Below are 14996 nucleotides of genomic sequence, written 5' to 3' on the forward strand. Positions count from 1 at the left end.
CCGCCTGCAACGGAGTGCCTGGCTGTCAGACGCGGGCGGCGATAGCTTCAGCGCCGGCCGCTGTGAATTCGGCTATGCGCTCCCGCGGCGTCGCATCGCTGACCAGGGCTTCGCCGACGAGGATCGCGTTGGCGCCGTGAGCGGCGTAGTGGGTGACGTCGTCGATGCCCCTCACGCCGGACTCGGCGACAATAACAGCACTTGCCGGGATGCTTCCTGCCAGGGAGGCAAAAACGGAACGGTCGACGTCGAGAGTCTTCAGATTGCGCACGTTGACGCCGATGATTCTCGCCTCCGCCGCGACAGCCCGCTCGATCTCCTCGGGCGTATGCGTTTCCACGAGCACGTTCATCCCCAGTTCCGTGCTCAAGGCGCTGAACTCCTGCAGCTGGGCATCGGAAAGGGCTGCCACAATAAGCAGCACCATGTCCGCCCCGTGTGCGCGGGCTTCCCAGATCTGGTACTCGTCCAGGGTGAAGTCCTTGCGGAGCAGCGGGATATCGACACTTGCCCGGACGGCATCGAGGTCGGCAAGGGAGCCGTTGAAGCGGCGCTGTTCGGTCAGGACGCTGATTACTGAAGCTCCGCCGTCGGCGTACTGGACGGCCAGCGCGGCAGGATCACTGATGCTGGCGAGGTCCCCCTTGGAGGGACTGCGCCGCTTAATTTCGGCAATGACCTTGAGCTGTTCGCGGCTGGCGGAGTTTCCGCCCAGGGCCGCCCAGGCATCGCGGGCAGGGGCGACTGCAGACGTGAGGTCCTTCAGTTCCGCAAGGGAAACGAGGCGACGCCGTGCCTCCAGATCCTCCCTAACACCGGCGTTGATGTCATCGAGAACTGTCACTGCTAGTGGCCGGAGTTCTTCAGCTTGCTGCCGCCGACGCCGTAGCCTGCCTTGCGCATCGCGAAACCGAGGATCAGGCCGACCAGCATCACGATCCCGCCGGCGATGAAGATGGGGGTGCTGGCAATGACGAACGCGATGGAGGCAATGAGTGCACCAACGAGCATCACGATGACGCATGTCCACGCTGCCGGGCTGTTGCCATGACCAAGCTCGATGCTGTGGTCTACGCCTAGGTTGGCATCGGCGGCGGAGGCGCCTGCCGGTGAACCTGACTTGGATGCGGAAACAGTGGCTTTGCTCATGGAAATCTCCTCAGGATGAATACTGCTTACATTCTGCCATTTTTTGTCCTTGCCTTGGACATCGGCTCAAGTGGGGTCGTCGCCTTTTGACAACCGGTCCCAGCTGTCAATCTCGTCAGCGGGACCGGAGGCTTCAGGATTTGTGCCGGCTGCCGCAGCGTCAAACCGCGTGCGCGCCTTCCAATACCGGCTCGCAGGGATTATCAGCAGGGCGCCCAACCCCAGCATTGTTCCGGCAACGACGGCGAGGGCCGGGAAAGCCGTGACGCTCACCTGGACGTTGCTTCCGGAAATGCCGGTTGCTGCGGCTATAGCGCCCTGGGACGCAGTCAGCGGATCAGCCAGGACCGTCAGGGCCGCCGCCACGATTCCCGCAGAAGCGGCGACCACAATCCCCGTAATAATCCAGCGCGCGATCCTGCCGGCGATCGAGGCCGCAAGGCCGCCGGCCAAGGCGACGAGCGCAAGTGCTGTTACCGCTGTTGCGGCTTTACTCCCCTGGACCGGCAAGCCATCCTGGCTGTTGACCGCCTGGCCAAGCTGCGCGGGATCCAAATGGACGGTTATCCAGGTCTGGGTGGTGGTTCCGACGACGGCCAGCGCCATCAGGGCAATGATCATGACGAGGGACGGTTTTCGTGCCCAGGCCGGTATGGGCCTGGTTCCGGTTCCTCCCGCCACGGTTCCCGTAGCGGTGGAGTCGCTGCCGCCTTCTGTGGAGCCCGAGGCGGAAGCAGCACTGGCGCCGCCGGACTTGTCGAGACGGCGCATCAGACGCCCGGACCTGTAGCGGCCGGCGATGGCGGGAAGCTGCCTGGAACGGGCACGCCTTCCTCCTGGATGTTGTGGAGCGAGCCCGCTATGTGGACTGCCCGGAGCGGGGCGGCGGCCTTGTTGACCGTTTCGAGGGCTTCGGTGGGATTGACCGAATCCGCCACGATCCCGCCGCCGGCCTGGACGTAGGCGCGGCCCTCACGCAGGAGTGCTGAACGGATGGTGATGGCCATGTCCATGTCCCCGGCAAAGTCCAGGTAGCCGACCACTCCGCCGTAGATGCCCCGGCGGTGCGGTTCGAGTTCGTCCAGCAGGCGCAGCGCACGCGGTTTCGGAGCACCGGAAAGCGTTCCCGCCGGAAAAGTAGCCTTCAGGACGTCATAGGCCTTGGCTGTGGGGGCGAGGTTGCCCACCACTGTGGAGACGAGATGCATGATGTGGCTGAAACGCTCCACCTCCATGAACTGGGTGACATCCACAGTGCCGGCAACACAGACCTTGGAGAGGTCGTTACGGGAGAGGTCAACCAGCATCAAATGCTCAGCCCGCTCCTTTTGGTCGGCCAGCAGTTCCTCGGCCAGTGCCTTGTCCGCTTCCACGGTCTTGCCCCGAGGGCGGGATCCCGCGATCGGGTGGGTGATGACTTCCTCGCCGTTGACGGTGACGAGTGCCTCCGGCGACGAGCCCACGATCGAGTAGTCACGCCCGTCGGCATCCTGGAGGCTGAAGATGTACATGTACGGGCTGGGGTTGGTGTTCCGGAGCACGCGGTAGACGTCGAGCGGGCTGGCCCCGCATTCCATCTCGAAACGGCGCGAAATGACCACCTGGAAGACCTCGCCGTCGACGATTGCTTCCTTCCCGCGGTCGATAGCGGCCAAATATTCCGGCTCGTTCCAGCGTTCCTGCACGCTGGATGCAAAGTCCAAGGCTGCAGGCTCCAGGACCGAGACGGGCTGCTGCACGGGGGCGCTGACCCTGCTCAGCAGCCCCTTCACCCGAGCGACGGCGTCGTGCCAAGCCTCATCGACGCGTTCGGTGCTGTTATCGAAGTTGATGGCATTGGCGATGAGCAGCACTGTGCCGTCTGTGTTGTCGTGAACTGCCATGTCGGTGACCAGGTTGAGCGCCATCTCGGGCAGCTGGAGATCATCCTCCGGCGGACTGGTGAGCTTCTCCCAGTGGCGCACCGTTTCCCAGCCGAGGAAGCCGACCAGCCCGGACGTGAAGGGGGGCAGGCCCTCGAACCTGTCAGTCCGCAAGGCCTCAATGGTGTCCCGCACAGCGTCCACAGGGTTGCCGTCGACCGGGACACCCTTCGGTGGCTCGCCGAGCCAGTGCGCCTGGCCGTCTTTGGTGGTCAGGGTTGCCCGGGACTTGGCGCCTATGAAGGAGTACCTGGACCAGGAGCCGCCCACGGCCGCGGATTCCATGAGGAAGGTGCCCGGCTGTCCTTGTGCGAGCTTTCGGTAGAGGCCGATCGGCGTTTCAGCGTCCGCCAGGACCTTCAGCCGGACGGGGATGACGCGGCTGTGGCCTGCGAGTTCGCGGAACTCTTCCAGGCCCGGGCTGATGACTCCAAGGTCCTGCATGGCTATGGTTCTCCGCCTGTTCTATGAGTGGCAATTGAAAGTAGGGGGTGTGCTGCAGGTCCTGGTCAGGAGGAACTGCCTGTTACGGCGTCGAGTTCGCGGCCGTCGAAGCATGTGCGCGTTCCGGTGTGGCAGGCCGCGCCTACCTGGTCCACCCGGACCAGCAGGGCGTCTCCGTCACAGTCCAATGCCACCGACTTGACCCACTGGACATGTCCCGACGTGTCTCCCTTGCGCCAGTACTCCTGGCGGGAGCGGGAATAGAACGTCACCCGACCGGTGCTCAGGGTCCGCTGGAGTGCTTCATCGTCCATCCAGCCCAGCATGAGCACTTCATTTGTGTCGAACTGCTGCACGACGGCGGCCACCAGGCCGGCACTGTCACGCTTGAGGGCAGCGGCGATTCCGGCCGGAAGGTCACTGGCCTGTGGCGACGAACCAGCCCATGAACCAGATGCGGCTACAGGCGTGGAAACGGGCGGGTTTGACGCGCGCGGGGCGGGGGCGGGCTGCTCAGACATCAGGTCAAGTCTAGTGCCTGCCGAAAGTGTGAAGATCAGCCACAACCGAGGCGGCGGTTCCACTGCGCGTGTCCCGCCCTCTCGTGCTACTTTCACAAGTGATGCATTTCGTCGAACCGTCCCGAGAAGTTCTGGCCGAGACCCTGCTGGCGGCCGGTCCGGACTCCCCCACGCTCTGCACAGGATGGCGAACCCGGGATCTCGCCGCGCACCTCTATCTGCGTGAGCGGAAGGCCGCCGTCGGCTTGGGGCTCCTGTTCAAGGGCCTGGCAAAGGCCTCAGACAAAGCGACGGCGAAACTGGCCGCCAAACTGAAGACCACTGAGGACTACAACCGGTTGGTCAACACCTTCCGCGCAGGTCCTCCGGTCCTCTCCCCCATGAATATTCCGGCGCTGGATGAAAGCTCGAACCTCATTGAGTACTTCGTCCACACCGAAGACGTCCGCCGCGCAGTTGACCGGTGGGCTCCCCGCGCCTTGGACGCCGAATACTCGGACGCACTCTGGGACGAACTTGTTAAGCGCGCTGCCATTCTGTACCGCGGCGTGGACCTCGGCGTGGTGCTGGTGCGCCCTTCAGGCCCGCGGCACGTTGCCAAGCGCGCGCCTGTTTCAGTTGCGATCGTCGGGGAACCCGGTGAACTGCTGATGCATGCGCACGGCCGGACGAAACACGCCCTCGTAACATTTGAAGGCCAGCCGGACGCCGTTGCGCTCCTCCAGTCAGCAGAAGTCGGCCTGTAGCGCTTTCCTTCAGGTGGTTGGGCCAGCGGGTCAGCGGACTTCGAAACCGGCTTCGCGGATTGCCGTCTTGACCTGTGAAATCATGTCATCTGGCCCGAAGTGGAAGATTGATGCGGCCAGGACTGCGTCTGCTCCCGCGGCTACGGCCGGTGGAAAGTGCGCCGGCTCGCCGGCTCCGCCTGAGGCGATGATGGGCACCCGCACCGCCGCACGGACCAAACGGATGAGCTCCAGGTCGAAGCCGTCCTTGGTTCCGTCAGCGTCGATGGAGTTGAGCAGGATTTCGCCCACGCCACGGTCCGCTGCCTCTTTGGCCCACGCGATGGCATCGATTCCAGTCCCTTGACGGCCCCCGTGGGTCGTCACCTCGAAGCCGGACGGGGTGGGTTTGGAACCGGGGCGGTTGCGTCGTGCATCCACGGACAGCACCAGCACCTGGGAGCCGAAGTGGCGGGTAATCTCATCCACCACGTCCGGGCGTGCCACAGCGGCTGTGTTGATGGACGCCTTATCTGCTCCATAACGCAGAAGCTTGTCCACCTCAGCAACGCCCCGCACGCCGCCGCCTACTGTCAGCGGGATAAAGACTTCTTCGGCCGTCCGGCGCACGACGTCGAAGGTGGTCTCGCGGTTGCCGGAGGACGCTGTGACATCAAGGAACGTCAACTCGTCGGCACTGCCATTGTCGTAGCGGTGAGCGAGCTCCACTGGGTCTCCGGCATCGCGAAGGCCTTCAAAGTTGATGCCCTTGACCACGCGGCCGGCATCAACGTCCAGGCAGGGGATGACGCGTACGGCTACAGCCATGACTACTCCTGAAAATTCATAAAGGAAACTCTGTGGACGAGGCTCTCAGATGCGGCAGGCGTGGATGCTGCTGACAAGGATGGCACGGGCACCCAGGTCATAGAGCTCGTCCATAATCCGGTTGGTTTCCTTCTTCGGCACCATGGAGCGCACTGCCACCCAGTCAGAGTCGCGCAGCGGGGAGACAGTAGGAGACTCAAGGCCGGGGGTCAGCGCGGCTGCCTCTTCCACCAGTTCCTTACGGATGTCGTAGTCCATCAGAACGTACTGGCGCGCTACGAGGACACCCTGAAGACGGCGGATCAGGACATCGGCCGCAGGATTCTTTTCACCCTTGCGTCCGATGAGTACCGACTCGGAGAGCAGGATCGGTTCCCCGAAGATTTCCATCCCGGCAGCCTTGAGCGTGGTCCCGGTCTCGACGACGTCGGCAATGGCGTCCGCGACACCGAGCCTCACGGAGGACTCGACGGCGCCGTCGAGCCGTACCACTTTGGCGTTGATGCCTCGCTCGGCGAGGTATCCGCGCAGCAGTCCGTCGTAGCTCGTGGCGAGCCGCTTGCCCTCAAGCTGTTCGACGGCGTCGAAGTCACCCACGGGCCCAGCGAAGCGGAAAGTGGAGGCGGCAAACCCAAGGCCGAGCAGCTCCTCAGCCTCCACCTCGGCGTCCAGCAGAAGATCCCGGCCGGTGATCCCGACGTCGAGCGTTCCCTGTCCTACGTACACGGCGATGTCACGCGGGCGGAGGAAAAAGAACTCAATGTCGTTGTCCGGATCAACCAGCACGAGCTCGCGGCCGCCATCGCGGCGTTGGCGGTAGCCTGCCTCGGCGAGCATCTCGGAGGCGGCTTCGGACAGGGATCCTTTATTGGGAACGGCAACTCGCAGCATGGAGGAAAATCTTTCTGGGTGGGGACGGAATCGGTTCAAGCAGGGTATGACCGCAACGGGGCGGCTAAAGATGCTTGTAAACGTCTTCCAGGCTTAGTCCCTTGGCAAGCATCAGAACCTGCAGGTGGTAGAGCAGCTGGGAGATCTCCTCAGCGGCTGCTTCGTCGGATTCATACTCAGCAGCCATCCAGACTTCCGCTGCTTCTTCGACAACCTTCTTGCCGATGCCGTGGACCCCGGACTCCAATTCAGCGACCGTGCGGGAGCCGGGCGGGCGTGTTGCAGCCTTCTCACTGAGTTCTGCAAACAGCGTCTCGAAATTCTTCACGCCCTCCAGCCTACTTGCTCAAGGCTGGAGAGCGCCTGCCGGGCCGTAGCATGACGACGGCGTTGTGACAGAAAGCACAGAGGGCTCACTGCCGGTACTGGCTCAGGGTCACTGCCGTTGCGAGGGCTGCCGTCACGGCTTCATGGCCCTTGTCCTCGGAGGAACCCGGAAGGCCGGCCCGGTCCAGGCCTTGCTGTTCCGTGTCGCAGGTCAGCACACCGAATCCAACGGGGACGCCGGTTCTGACGCTGACATCGGTCAGGCCCATCGTGGCGGCCTGGCAGACGTAGTCAAAGTGGGGCGTGCCTCCCCTGATCACCACACCGAGGGCCACGACGGCGTCAAAGTGTGGCGCCAGCCGGGCCGCCGCAACGGGAAGCTCGAAGCTGCCGGGTACCCGCAGGACGGTGGGCTCGCTGATGCCGGCCTCTTTGGCAGCCCGGAGCGCACCGTCAAGCAGGCCGTCCATGATCTGCGTGTGCCAACTGGCAGCAACAATCGCCAGTTTCAGGCGTGACGTTTCGTCAGGGTTCAGGGTGGTCAAGTCGATTTCGGGCGCGCCGTGTCCGCTCATTACGAGGTTCCGTTCAGTAGTTGTGGTGAGTCGTGGTGTTCAGTTTTGACGAGACAGCTCAGCCTGGGTCAGTTCAGGCAGAGGCCGGCTCAGTCCTGTTCGTGGTCAAAGGGGGTGGGGGCCATACCGGGGGCAATGGTTGCAACGGCAGCTGACTCAGGTCCCAGGACGAGCCGATGGTCCATCCGGTCCTTCTTGGTCTGCAGGTACCGGATGTTCTGCTCCCGGGAGGGAACCTCGGTAGGAACCATCTCAATCACTGTCACTCCGGCCTTGGCCAACCTGTTCTGCTTGTCCGGGTTGTTGCTCAACAACCGGATTTTGGTGAGGCCCATTTCTGCCAGGATCTGAGCCGCAGCCTTGTAGCGCCGGGCGTCAACCGGCAAACCCAGCTGCTCGTTTGCTTCTACGGTGTCCAATCCGGCTTCCTGGAGGGCATAGGCCTTGATCTTGTTGGCCAGGCCGATGCCGCGGCCTTCCTGCCCGCGGAGGTACAGCAACGTCCCGCCGTATTCGCTGATCATCTCCAGCGCGTAGGCGAGCTGTTCACCGCAGTCGCAGCGGTAGGACCCGAAGACGTCGCCCGTGAGGCATTCCGAGTGCAGCCGCACCAAGGGTGCCTGCCCATCGGTGGGCGGAATGGGAGAGCTCACTGCCAGGTGCTCGGCACCGGTTTCGAGGTCAATCCACGCCTGGGCAACCAAACCGCCGAACTCGCTGGGCAGCTGGACCACCGGGCCACCGCTGACCGGGTGGGGCTCTGCGCCGTTAGCTGCCTTTTGAGCCTTCGAAGCCGTCATTATTTCTCCTCTTTTCCGGCCGGAACCGATGCCCGCCTACTGTGGTCCCCATTGCCCAGATAGCTCACAAGGTCCTCGATCGAGATGAGTGGGCAGCCATGTTCTGCAGCAAAAACGCGCAGTCCATCCAGCCGCATCATCTCTCCGTTGTCATACACCAATTCTGCAATCACACCCACGGGCGACAGTCCCGCCAGCCGGCACAGCTCAACAGCCGCTTCCGTATGGCCCGGACGTTCCCGTACACCACCCTCAACAGCACGAAGCGGAAAAACATGCCCGGGACGTGTAAGCGAGGCAGGCTGGCTGGCCGGATCGGCCAGCACCCTGGCAGTCAGGGCACGGTCTGAGGCCGAAATTCCCGTGGTCACGCCGTCGGCCGCATCACAGGAAACAGTGTAGGCAGTTCCCTTGGAGTCTTCGTTGACTTCAACCATCGGCGGCAACGCCAGGGCATCAGCGCGGGCACCGTCGAGGGGAACACAAATGACGCCCGAGCTGTAGCGGACGGTCCAGCCCATCAGAGCCGGCGTGGCAAACTCCGCCGCGAAAATGATGTCGCCCTCATTTTCGCGGTCCTCGTTGTCCACCACGATGACCGGTCGGCCCGCGGCGATGGCCCGTACGGCTTCTTCAATGCTGTCCAAAGGTGCAGGAACAACGTCCAATTCGACAGGAGCGCCCAGATCTACAGGGTGGCCGGCCGCAATGGAGGCCGGGCTCACAGCGAGACCCCCGTGTCTACTGCCTGCGGCGCCGATGCGGATTGCTCCCGTGCCGCCGGCAGCGAGAACGCCAACAGGCGCTCCGTGTACTTTGCGAGCACATCAACTTCCAGATTCACCGGGCTCCCTATGCTCTTTGCTCCCAGACCGGTCTCTGCCAATGTGGTGGGGATCAGTCCGACCTCAAACCAGGGCGCCGGCTCCTGCGGCGGGCTGACGGCACTAACGGTGAGGGATACGCCGTCGACCGCAATGGAGCCCTTTTCGGCGATATACCGTGCAAGACCGGACGGCACTTCGAACCTCAGCCGATCCCAGTTATCCAGGGATTCCCGTTCCACCAGGCTGCCGACACCGTCCACGTGGCCCTGGACGACGTGGCCGTCGAGGCGGCCGCCAGCGGGAACACACCGCTCAAGGTTGACGGCGTCCCCCGCCTGCAGCTGGCCAATCGTGCTCCTGAGGAGGGTCTCGCCCATGACGTCGACGCTGAACTCCTTGCCCGCTATCTCAGTCGCAGTCAGGCATACGCCGTTCACTGCAATGGATCCGCCCAGAGCGAGGCCCTCGGTGGTCCCGGGCGCCTGCAGGCGGAGGGTTGCGCTGCCGTCTCCCCTGTCCAAGGACAGGACTTTGCCCTGTTCGGCGATAATTCCGGTAAACATCAATAGCCTCCTGCTGCGCTGCCGGCACCTGTCAGGTGCACGGTTGAATCGGTTGAAGTTGCCTTGGAAAGTTCGGTGATGGCGGAGGCGGCTGATGTTTCTGAGCCGGCAGGACGAAGATGGAGCCGAAGGTCGCGGCCAAGGGACTGAACGGCTCCGCCTCCGGCGGGGTCCCATTCCCAATGCTGGGCATCGGACAGCGTTGTAACTCCGAGGTCGCCCAGCGCTGCGGTGCCGGACCCCAGCAACGTGGGTGCCAGGTAAATAATCAGTTCGTCCACCAGCCCGGCGGCCAGGAAAGCGCTGAGGATGCGGGAACCGCCCTCCACCATCAGGTGGCGCACTCCGGCAGCGAAGAGGGTGTCCAGGGCCTGCCGGGGGTCCCTTGTGGCGAGATGGAGTACGCGGCCCTCTTCTCCATGGATAGCGGCATTCTCGGGAATGCTCCGGAGCCCCATGACAGCCCGCAGTGGTTGCCGGCCTTCGGGCTCACCGGCGGAATTCCTGGCTGTCAGCCGGGGGTTGTCGATCAGAACTGTTTGGGTTCCTACAAGGATCGCATCAATCCGGCCGCGGGTACTGTGATTGTCGGCCAGCGACTCCGGACTTGAAATCCACTGGCTGGTGCCGTCCTGGGCCGCAATTCTGCTGTCGAGGGTCTGGGCGATGTGGAGGGTGACGAAAGGCCGCTTGGACAGTACGGCCTCGAACCATCTGCGGTTCAGGTCAAAGGCGCCCTCGGCGTTCAGGCCTGAACATACCTTGACTCCCGCCGCCAGCAGGGTGGCCGCTCCACCGGCAGCCGGATCATGCGGGTCATCGACGGCATAAATGACTTTGGCCATGCCTGCATCGATGATTGCCTGAGCGCAGGGACCGGTGCGGCCGCAGTGATTGCAGGGTTCAAGGGTGACCACCATGGTGGTGCCTGACAGATCCAGTCCCTGCGATCCCGCCCGCGCAATGGCGTCAGCCTCGGCGTGGGGGGTTCCGGCTCCGCGGTGATAGCCGGTTGCCATCTGGCGGCCGTCGGCATCGAGGATTACCGCTCCCACCAAGGGGTTCACCCCACGGGGTCCCTTGAGGGCCTCTGCCAAGGCGCGTTCCATTGCTGCCATTTCAGGCTGCGTGAATTCACCGTCTGAGAGCACCTGTGCGTCGTTCCTTCCCTCGAAAACCGCGTGGGCTCCGGGGGTATACGACAGCAAAAATCCGTGGCGCATGTAAGCGCCACAGAAACAGCCGTACGTGCTTCTCTCATCCAGACTTTAACTGTCGGTACCGGAATTTCACCGGTTCAACCGTCCGCCGGACACCTTCAAAGAGAAAGCACCGGCTCGCGGGTCGCGGACTGTCACCGCCGGTTCGGACTTACACCGACCCCGGAGCACGTATTGTGTGTTGTTATTCTGTCACAACCTAACTGCCCGCCCGGGTATTCCCGTCAGAATGCGTCACGGGGAATTCTTTTCGCCGTAAACCCGAGGGCGTCACAGACGGCTAGCGGCTGCCGGCCTTCCGAAGCCGCTCCACGGCTTCCGACGGGTCCTCGGCGCCATAAACTGCGGAACCTGCCACAAAGACATTCGCTCCGGCTTCAGCTGCCCTGATGATGGTTTCTTCCGTGATGCCGCCGTCCACTTGCAAGGCCACGCCCGTTCCCGCGCCGTCGATGGCAGCCCGTGCCCGGCGGATCTTGGGCAGCGTGAGGTCCAGGAAGGACTGGCCGCCAAAGCCCGGCTCCACGGTCATGATGAGGAGCAGGTCCAGTTCCGGCAACATGTCCAGGTACGGCTCCACCGGGGTTCCCGGCCGTAAGGCCATTCCTGCCTTCGCTCCCCTTGCCCGCAATTCGCGGGCAAGTTTGATGGGGGCGATCGAGGCTTCGACGTGGAAGGTCACGGAAGCCACGCCTGCGTCGGCGTACGCCGGGGCCCAGCGGTCGGGGTCGTTGATCATCAGGTGGGCGTCCAGTGGCACAGGGCTCACGGCCTGGATCCGCTGCACCACCGGCAGGCCGATCGTCAGGTTGGGAACAAAGTGGTTGTCCATAACGTCAACATGGACGGCGTCGGCGTTGCTGATGCGGCGAAGCTCAGCCTCGAGGTTCACGAAGTCCGCAGAGAGGATGCTGGGATTGATACAGCACTGGGCCATGAGGGAGTCCTTTCACAGTAAGGGCGCTGCCAAGCCAACAACGGCCGGCGTTTTTCAGTTGAAGGTGCTTGCGGGATGGATGATGCCTGGCAATCCCGGTGTCAGGGCTTCTTCCGGATCAGGGCAAGGAACATTGCGTCAGTGGCATGGAGGTGAGGCCACAACTGCGCCGTCCCCTCATGCCCGGCCTCCAAGTGCCCGGTCAGGCTCACGTTGTCCAGCACAGCTCCGGCATCCAGCAATTCAAGGTCATCACGCTTGCGGAGGGCATCGCTGACCACGGCGGTGGTTTCGGCGGGGTGCGGGGAGCAGGTCACGTACGCCACCACTCCGCCGGGCCGGACCGCAGCCAAAGCCGACTTGAGCAAATCCCTCTGCAGGGGGCCCAGGTCTGCGAGGTCTTTCGGAGAACGGCGCCAGCGTGATTCCGGACGGCGGCGCAGGGCTCCCAAACCGCTGCAGGGAACATCCACGAGGATGCGGTCGAACGTCTCGGGCTGTTCGCTGCCGAGCTCCCGGCCGTCGCCGGTGCGGACTTCCCACACGTCGTCCGGCACAATCGACAATGCCTGGCGGACCAGCTTGGCCCGGTGCGGCAGGGGCTCGTTGGCCAGCAAGCGTGCACCCCTCTGGTTGGCGAGGGCTCCCAGCAGGGCTGCCTTTCCGCCGGGTCCTGCGCAGAGGTCCAGCCAGAGTTCAGCCTCTCCGGCGCTGGCGGAACCAGCGTGCCCAGCAATGTCCCGGCCTGCGCCTCGACGATTCCCCTGAAGATCGACGGCGGCCAGCGCACGGGCAACCAATTGGGAACCTGCGTCCTGGACCCTGGTGCTGCCTTCCCGGATGGATGCCAGCCTGCCTAGGTCTCCTCCGCTGGAAAGTGCCGAGTCCTCAACAAGCTCACCGGGTATCGCACCATTCTCCAGCGCTTCGTCGAGGCTCCCCAAGCCGGGCAATGCCACAAGGTTGACCACAGGAGCCGCGTTGTCCGCTTCAAGCAGCCCGGTGATTTCCGTTACCGGCCGGCCGTGCGCCACCAAAGATTGCCGCAATGCCCTGACGATCCACTCCGGATGGGCATGGCGGACTGACGCAATGGCGGTTTCGTCGGTCTCGTCCCGAAGGAGCTCCTCAAGCCATTCATCAAGGCTGCGGGCAGAAACCTTCCGCAGCACCGCATTGATCAGTGCGGACGGCCCGGCTCCGATAACAGCGCGGGCAAGGCCGACTGTCTGATCCAGGGCAGCGTGCGCAGGGACACGCATCGCCAACAGCTGATGGGCTCCGATCCGAAGGGCATCGAGGATTGCCGGATCGAGCTGGTCGAGGGGACGGTCAACGCAGCGGGCCAAAACGGCGTCGTAAGTCCCCTGACCGCGGAGGGCGCCATAGCTGAGCTCGGTGGCAAAACCCGCGTCGCGCCTGTCCAGCCCATGGTGCCGGATGCGGGCGGGGAGGACAAGGTTTGCATAGGCGTCCTCGGACGCAACGGCCCGGAGCACTTCAAAAGCCACCAGGCGGGCGGGATCGGCACGGCGCGTGCGCTGGGAAGGTGCGTTTTCAGTAAAACTGCGCTGCGATGTCCGGTTACGTTCCCGGCCCTGCGCGTTCCGCTGGCTGCCGCCGGCGCCGCTACTCCGCTGCCCACCACTCCGTTGCCCACCGCTGCGCTGGCCACGGCCGTTGCCGCCTGTGCCGGACCCGCTCATTCGAACACCATGCTTTCCACTGAAGTCTGTCCGCGCACCCAATCAGCGGCGGCCATCATTTTCTTGCCCGAGGGTTGGATCCTCGTTAATTCCACAGCGTGTGAGGCTGTTCCTACCAGCACAGCCTTTTCCCTCAGGGCGACGCGGCCCGGTTCCAGGTCAAGGGTATCCGGGCGGAGAATCACTGGCTCCAGCTTCAGACGCTGGCCCTCAAATGTTGTCCAGGCTCCCGGCTCAGGAGTCACGCCCCGGGCACGCCGGCCAACCGCGAGAGCGGGCTGATGCCAATCGAGGCGGGCGTCGTCAATGGTGAGCTTGGGTGCCAGCGAGACCTCGCCGCTCTGGGGCACGGCAGCAGCGGCGCCGGCTTCCACTGCCGAGAGAGTCTGGGCGAGGAGAACGGCTCCGCTGTGCGATAACCGCTCCAGCAGCTCGCCGGAGGTGTCGTCGTCGTGTACCTTTTCGGTGAGCGTGCCAAAAACGGGACCCGTGTCCAGGCCCTCTTCCAGAAGAAAGGTCACGGCCCCGGTCACGTCATCACCGGCGATGACAGCGTGCTGGACCGGTGCGGCACCACGCCAGGCCGGCAGCAACGAGAAATGCAGATTGATCCAGCCGTGTTGCGGGACGTCAAGAGCCGCGCGGGGTATGAGCCCGCCGTAGGCCACGATAGCCGCCACCTCGGGTTTCAGGTCCGCGATCCTGGCGGTGACTTCAGCATCCACCTTTGCTGCGTGAATCACGTCAATTCCGAGTTCCGCGGCCCGGGCTGCGACCGGAGAGGGGGTCAGCACGCGCTTGCGGCCAAGGGGTGCGTCGGGTCGCGTGAGCACGGCGACGACGTCAAACCCGGCACCAAGCAAAGCATCCAGGGAAGGCACTGCGACCGCTGGTGTTCCAGCAAAGAGAACCCTCATCCGGCTGTTCCGGAACCGATGCCAAAGCTGGAACCGACAGTCCGTGCCCGCTTCGCGGTGGTTTGTTCCGCAACGGAGTGGTAGTTGGCGGCGCGGATGGCGCGAAGGGCAGCCTTGCGGTCCTCTCCCTCAAGACGGTCCGTAAAAAGGACGCCGTCGAGGTGGTCAGTCTCGTGCTGGAAGCAGCGGGCGAGCATGCCGTCAGCCTCCACGCTGACCGGGTTGCCGTTCAGGTCTACGCCTGATGCCTTGGTGGCCCGACGACGGCGGACGGGGAATCCAAGCCCGGGAATGGACAGGCAACCTTCCACTTCGTCCTCCTGGAAGTCGTCACTGTTTTCCAGCACCGGGTTGATGATGTGCCCTTCAACCCCGCCGATCCGGTAGGTGAAAACGCGGAGGCTTACTCCGACCTGCGGAGCCGCGAGTCCTGCACCGTCAACATCCTCCATGGTTTCGACCATGTCAGCGACCAGTTTTTCCAGCTCCGGTCCGAAGTCCGTCACGGGATCGGCCACGGTGCGGAGCACAGGATCCCCGATGATACGGATGTTCAGAATGGCCATGGGCAGTCTTTCCTCACGGTGGAGAGGTACGGGATCCCATCCAGTTTAGATGCAGCATCTGTCAGGAGGGGCACGAGG

Annotated in this window: 18 protein-coding genes and 1 riboswitch; of the genes, 1 reads left to right on the plus strand and 17 read right to left on the minus strand. The window is 63.9% G+C overall.

Going from position 1 to position 14996, the window contains the following annotated elements; genetic code table 11:
- Nucleotides 1-25: 25 nt before the first annotated feature.
- From trpC to hisI, 5 genes are all read right to left on the minus strand, one after another.
- The gene (trpC, locus tag M1D88_RS09970; RefSeq protein WP_458114345.1) at nt 26-844 is read right to left on the minus strand and encodes an indole-3-glycerol phosphate synthase TrpC; all 819 of its coding nucleotides are present in this window, start codon (nt 842-844) and stop codon (nt 26-28) included.
- A 2-nt stretch (nt 845-846) separates the two neighbouring features.
- Nucleotides 847-1149: an HGxxPAAW family protein gene (locus tag M1D88_RS09975; protein WP_458114346.1), complete on the minus strand. Its 303-nt coding sequence runs from the start codon at nt 1147-1149 to the stop codon at nt 847-849.
- Nucleotides 1150-1215: 66 nt separating this feature from the next.
- Nucleotides 1216-1920, minus strand: a complete 705-nt coding sequence (locus tag M1D88_RS09980; RefSeq protein WP_458114347.1) for a Trp biosynthesis-associated membrane protein — start codon at nt 1918-1920, stop codon at nt 1216-1218.
- Nucleotides 1920-3515 carry an anthranilate synthase component I gene (locus tag M1D88_RS09985; RefSeq protein WP_458114348.1) on the minus strand — a complete coding sequence of 532 codons (1596 nt, stop codon included), beginning with the start codon at nt 3513-3515 and terminating at the stop codon, nt 1920-1922. Before M1D88_RS09985 ends, M1D88_RS09980 begins: the two co-directional genes overlap by 1 nt.
- A gap of 65 nt (nt 3516-3580) precedes the next feature.
- Nucleotides 3581-4036: a phosphoribosyl-AMP cyclohydrolase gene (hisI, locus tag M1D88_RS09990; RefSeq protein ID WP_458114349.1), complete on the minus strand. Its 456-nt coding sequence runs from the start codon at nt 4034-4036 to the stop codon at nt 3581-3583.
- A gap of 101 nt (nt 4037-4137) precedes the next feature.
- Here hisI and M1D88_RS09995 point away from each other — a divergent pair, with 101 nt between their 5' ends.
- The gene (locus M1D88_RS09995; protein ID WP_458114350.1) at nt 4138-4782 is read left to right on the plus strand and encodes a TIGR03085 family metal-binding protein; all 645 of its coding nucleotides are present in this window, start codon (nt 4138-4140) and stop codon (nt 4780-4782) included.
- 30 nt (nt 4783-4812) lie between these two features.
- On the opposite strand, the gene hisF is transcribed toward M1D88_RS09995, so the two are convergent.
- From hisF to def, 12 genes are all read right to left on the minus strand, one after another.
- Nucleotides 4813-5589, minus strand: a complete 777-nt coding sequence (gene hisF, locus M1D88_RS10000) for an imidazole glycerol phosphate synthase subunit HisF (RefSeq protein WP_458114351.1) — start codon at nt 5587-5589, stop codon at nt 4813-4815.
- A 45-nt stretch (nt 5590-5634) separates the two neighbouring features.
- Nucleotides 5635-6480, minus strand: a complete 846-nt coding sequence (gene hisG / locus M1D88_RS10005; RefSeq protein ID WP_458114352.1) for an ATP phosphoribosyltransferase — start codon at nt 6478-6480, stop codon at nt 5635-5637.
- A gap of 64 nt (nt 6481-6544) precedes the next feature.
- A complete protein-coding gene (locus tag M1D88_RS10010) occupies nt 6545-6808 on the minus strand; it encodes a phosphoribosyl-ATP diphosphatase (RefSeq protein ID WP_247044674.1) in 264 nt (87 codons plus the stop codon).
- Nucleotides 6809-6893: 85 nt separating this feature from the next.
- A complete protein-coding gene (ribH, locus tag M1D88_RS10015; RefSeq protein ID WP_458114353.1) occupies nt 6894-7382 on the minus strand; it encodes a 6,7-dimethyl-8-ribityllumazine synthase in 489 nt (162 codons plus the stop codon).
- 89 nt (nt 7383-7471) lie between these two features.
- On the minus strand, nt 7472-8182 hold the full coding sequence (ribA, locus tag M1D88_RS10020) for a GTP cyclohydrolase II (RefSeq protein WP_458114354.1): 711 nt from the start codon (nt 8180-8182) through the stop codon (nt 7472-7474).
- Nucleotides 8182-8868: a 3,4-dihydroxy-2-butanone-4-phosphate synthase gene (ribB, locus tag M1D88_RS10025; RefSeq protein WP_458114490.1), complete on the minus strand. Its 687-nt coding sequence runs from the start codon at nt 8866-8868 to the stop codon at nt 8182-8184. Before ribB ends, ribA begins: the two co-directional genes overlap by 1 nt.
- 35 nt (nt 8869-8903) lie before the next feature.
- Nucleotides 8904-9572 (minus strand): riboflavin synthase, encoded by a 669-nt coding sequence (locus tag M1D88_RS10030; RefSeq protein WP_458114355.1) that lies wholly within the window; start codon nt 9570-9572, stop codon nt 8904-8906.
- The gene (gene ribD / locus M1D88_RS10035) at nt 9572-10690 is read right to left on the minus strand and encodes a bifunctional diaminohydroxyphosphoribosylaminopyrimidine deaminase/5-amino-6-(5-phosphoribosylamino)uracil reductase RibD (RefSeq protein ID WP_458114491.1); all 1119 of its coding nucleotides are present in this window, start codon (nt 10688-10690) and stop codon (nt 9572-9574) included. Before ribD ends, M1D88_RS10030 begins: the two co-directional genes overlap by 1 nt.
- A gap of 126 nt (nt 10691-10816) precedes the next feature.
- Nucleotides 10817-10967, minus strand: a riboswitch (FMN riboswitch).
- 105 nt (nt 10968-11072) lie between these two features.
- Nucleotides 11073-11729 (minus strand): ribulose-phosphate 3-epimerase, encoded by a 657-nt coding sequence (gene rpe, locus M1D88_RS10040; protein WP_458114356.1) that lies wholly within the window; start codon nt 11727-11729, stop codon nt 11073-11075.
- A 101-nt stretch (nt 11730-11830) separates the two neighbouring features.
- On the minus strand, nt 11831-13435 hold the full coding sequence (locus tag M1D88_RS10045; protein ID WP_458114357.1) for an RsmB/NOP family class I SAM-dependent RNA methyltransferase: 1605 nt from the start codon (nt 13433-13435) through the stop codon (nt 11831-11833).
- Complete coding sequence (gene fmt / locus M1D88_RS10050; RefSeq protein WP_458114358.1) at nt 13432-14352, minus strand: methionyl-tRNA formyltransferase; 921 nt, start codon at nt 14350-14352, stop codon at nt 13432-13434. The genes M1D88_RS10045 and fmt overlap by 4 nt, the downstream gene beginning before the upstream one ends.
- A complete protein-coding gene (gene def / locus M1D88_RS10055; RefSeq protein WP_458114359.1) occupies nt 14349-14918 on the minus strand; it encodes a peptide deformylase in 570 nt (189 codons plus the stop codon). The genes fmt and def overlap by 4 nt, the downstream gene beginning before the upstream one ends.
- Nucleotides 14919-14996 lie beyond the last annotated feature (78 nt).

The sequence above is a fragment of the Arthrobacter sp. R1-13 genome, from assembly GCF_054161475.1.

What these genes read in the sequence shown, in the direction of transcription:
- ribA (WP_458114354.1), bottom strand. Translation starts at nt 8,182, where the DNA reads ATGACGGCTTCGAAGGCTCAAAAGGCAGCTAACGGCGCAGAGCCCCAC.
- M1D88_RS09980 (WP_458114347.1), bottom strand. Translation starts at nt 1,920, where the DNA reads ATGCGCCGTCTCGACAAGTCCGGCGGCGCCAGTGCTGCTTCCGCCTCG.
- hisF (WP_458114351.1), bottom strand. Translation starts at nt 5,589, where the DNA reads ATGGCTGTAGCCGTACGCGTCATCCCCTGCCTGGACGTTGATGCCGGC.
- rpe (WP_458114356.1), bottom strand. Translation starts at nt 11,729, where the DNA reads ATGGCCCAGTGCTGTATCAATCCCAGCATCCTCTCTGCGGACTTCGTG.
- M1D88_RS09995 (WP_458114350.1), top strand. Translation starts at nt 4,138, where the DNA reads ATGCATTTCGTCGAACCGTCCCGAGAAGTTCTGGCCGAGACCCTGCTG.
- M1D88_RS10030 (WP_458114355.1), bottom strand. Translation starts at nt 9,572, where the DNA reads ATGTTTACCGGAATTATCGCCGAACAGGGCAAAGTCCTGTCCTTGGAC.
- M1D88_RS09975 (WP_458114346.1), bottom strand. Translation starts at nt 1,149, where the DNA reads ATGAGCAAAGCCACTGTTTCCGCATCCAAGTCAGGTTCACCGGCAGGC.
- def (WP_458114359.1), bottom strand. Translation starts at nt 14,918, where the DNA reads ATGGCCATTCTGAACATCCGTATCATCGGGGATCCTGTGCTCCGCACC.
- ribH (WP_458114353.1), bottom strand. Translation starts at nt 7,382, where the DNA reads ATGAGCGGACACGGCGCGCCCGAAATCGACTTGACCACCCTGAACCCT.
- ribD (WP_458114491.1), bottom strand. Translation starts at nt 10,690, where the DNA reads ATGGCAGCAATGGAACGCGCCTTGGCAGAGGCCCTCAAGGGACCCCGT.
- hisG (WP_458114352.1), bottom strand. Translation starts at nt 6,480, where the DNA reads ATGCTGCGAGTTGCCGTTCCCAATAAAGGATCCCTGTCCGAAGCCGCC.
- M1D88_RS10045 (WP_458114357.1), bottom strand. Translation starts at nt 13,435, where the DNA reads ATGAGCGGGTCCGGCACAGGCGGCAACGGCCGTGGCCAGCGCAGCGGT.
- fmt (WP_458114358.1), bottom strand. Translation starts at nt 14,352, where the DNA reads ATGAGGGTTCTCTTTGCTGGAACACCAGCGGTCGCAGTGCCTTCCCTG.
- hisI (WP_458114349.1), bottom strand. Translation starts at nt 4,036, where the DNA reads ATGTCTGAGCAGCCCGCCCCCGCCCCGCGCGCGTCAAACCCGCCCGTT.
- M1D88_RS09985 (WP_458114348.1), bottom strand. Translation starts at nt 3,515, where the DNA reads ATGCAGGACCTTGGAGTCATCAGCCCGGGCCTGGAAGAGTTCCGCGAA.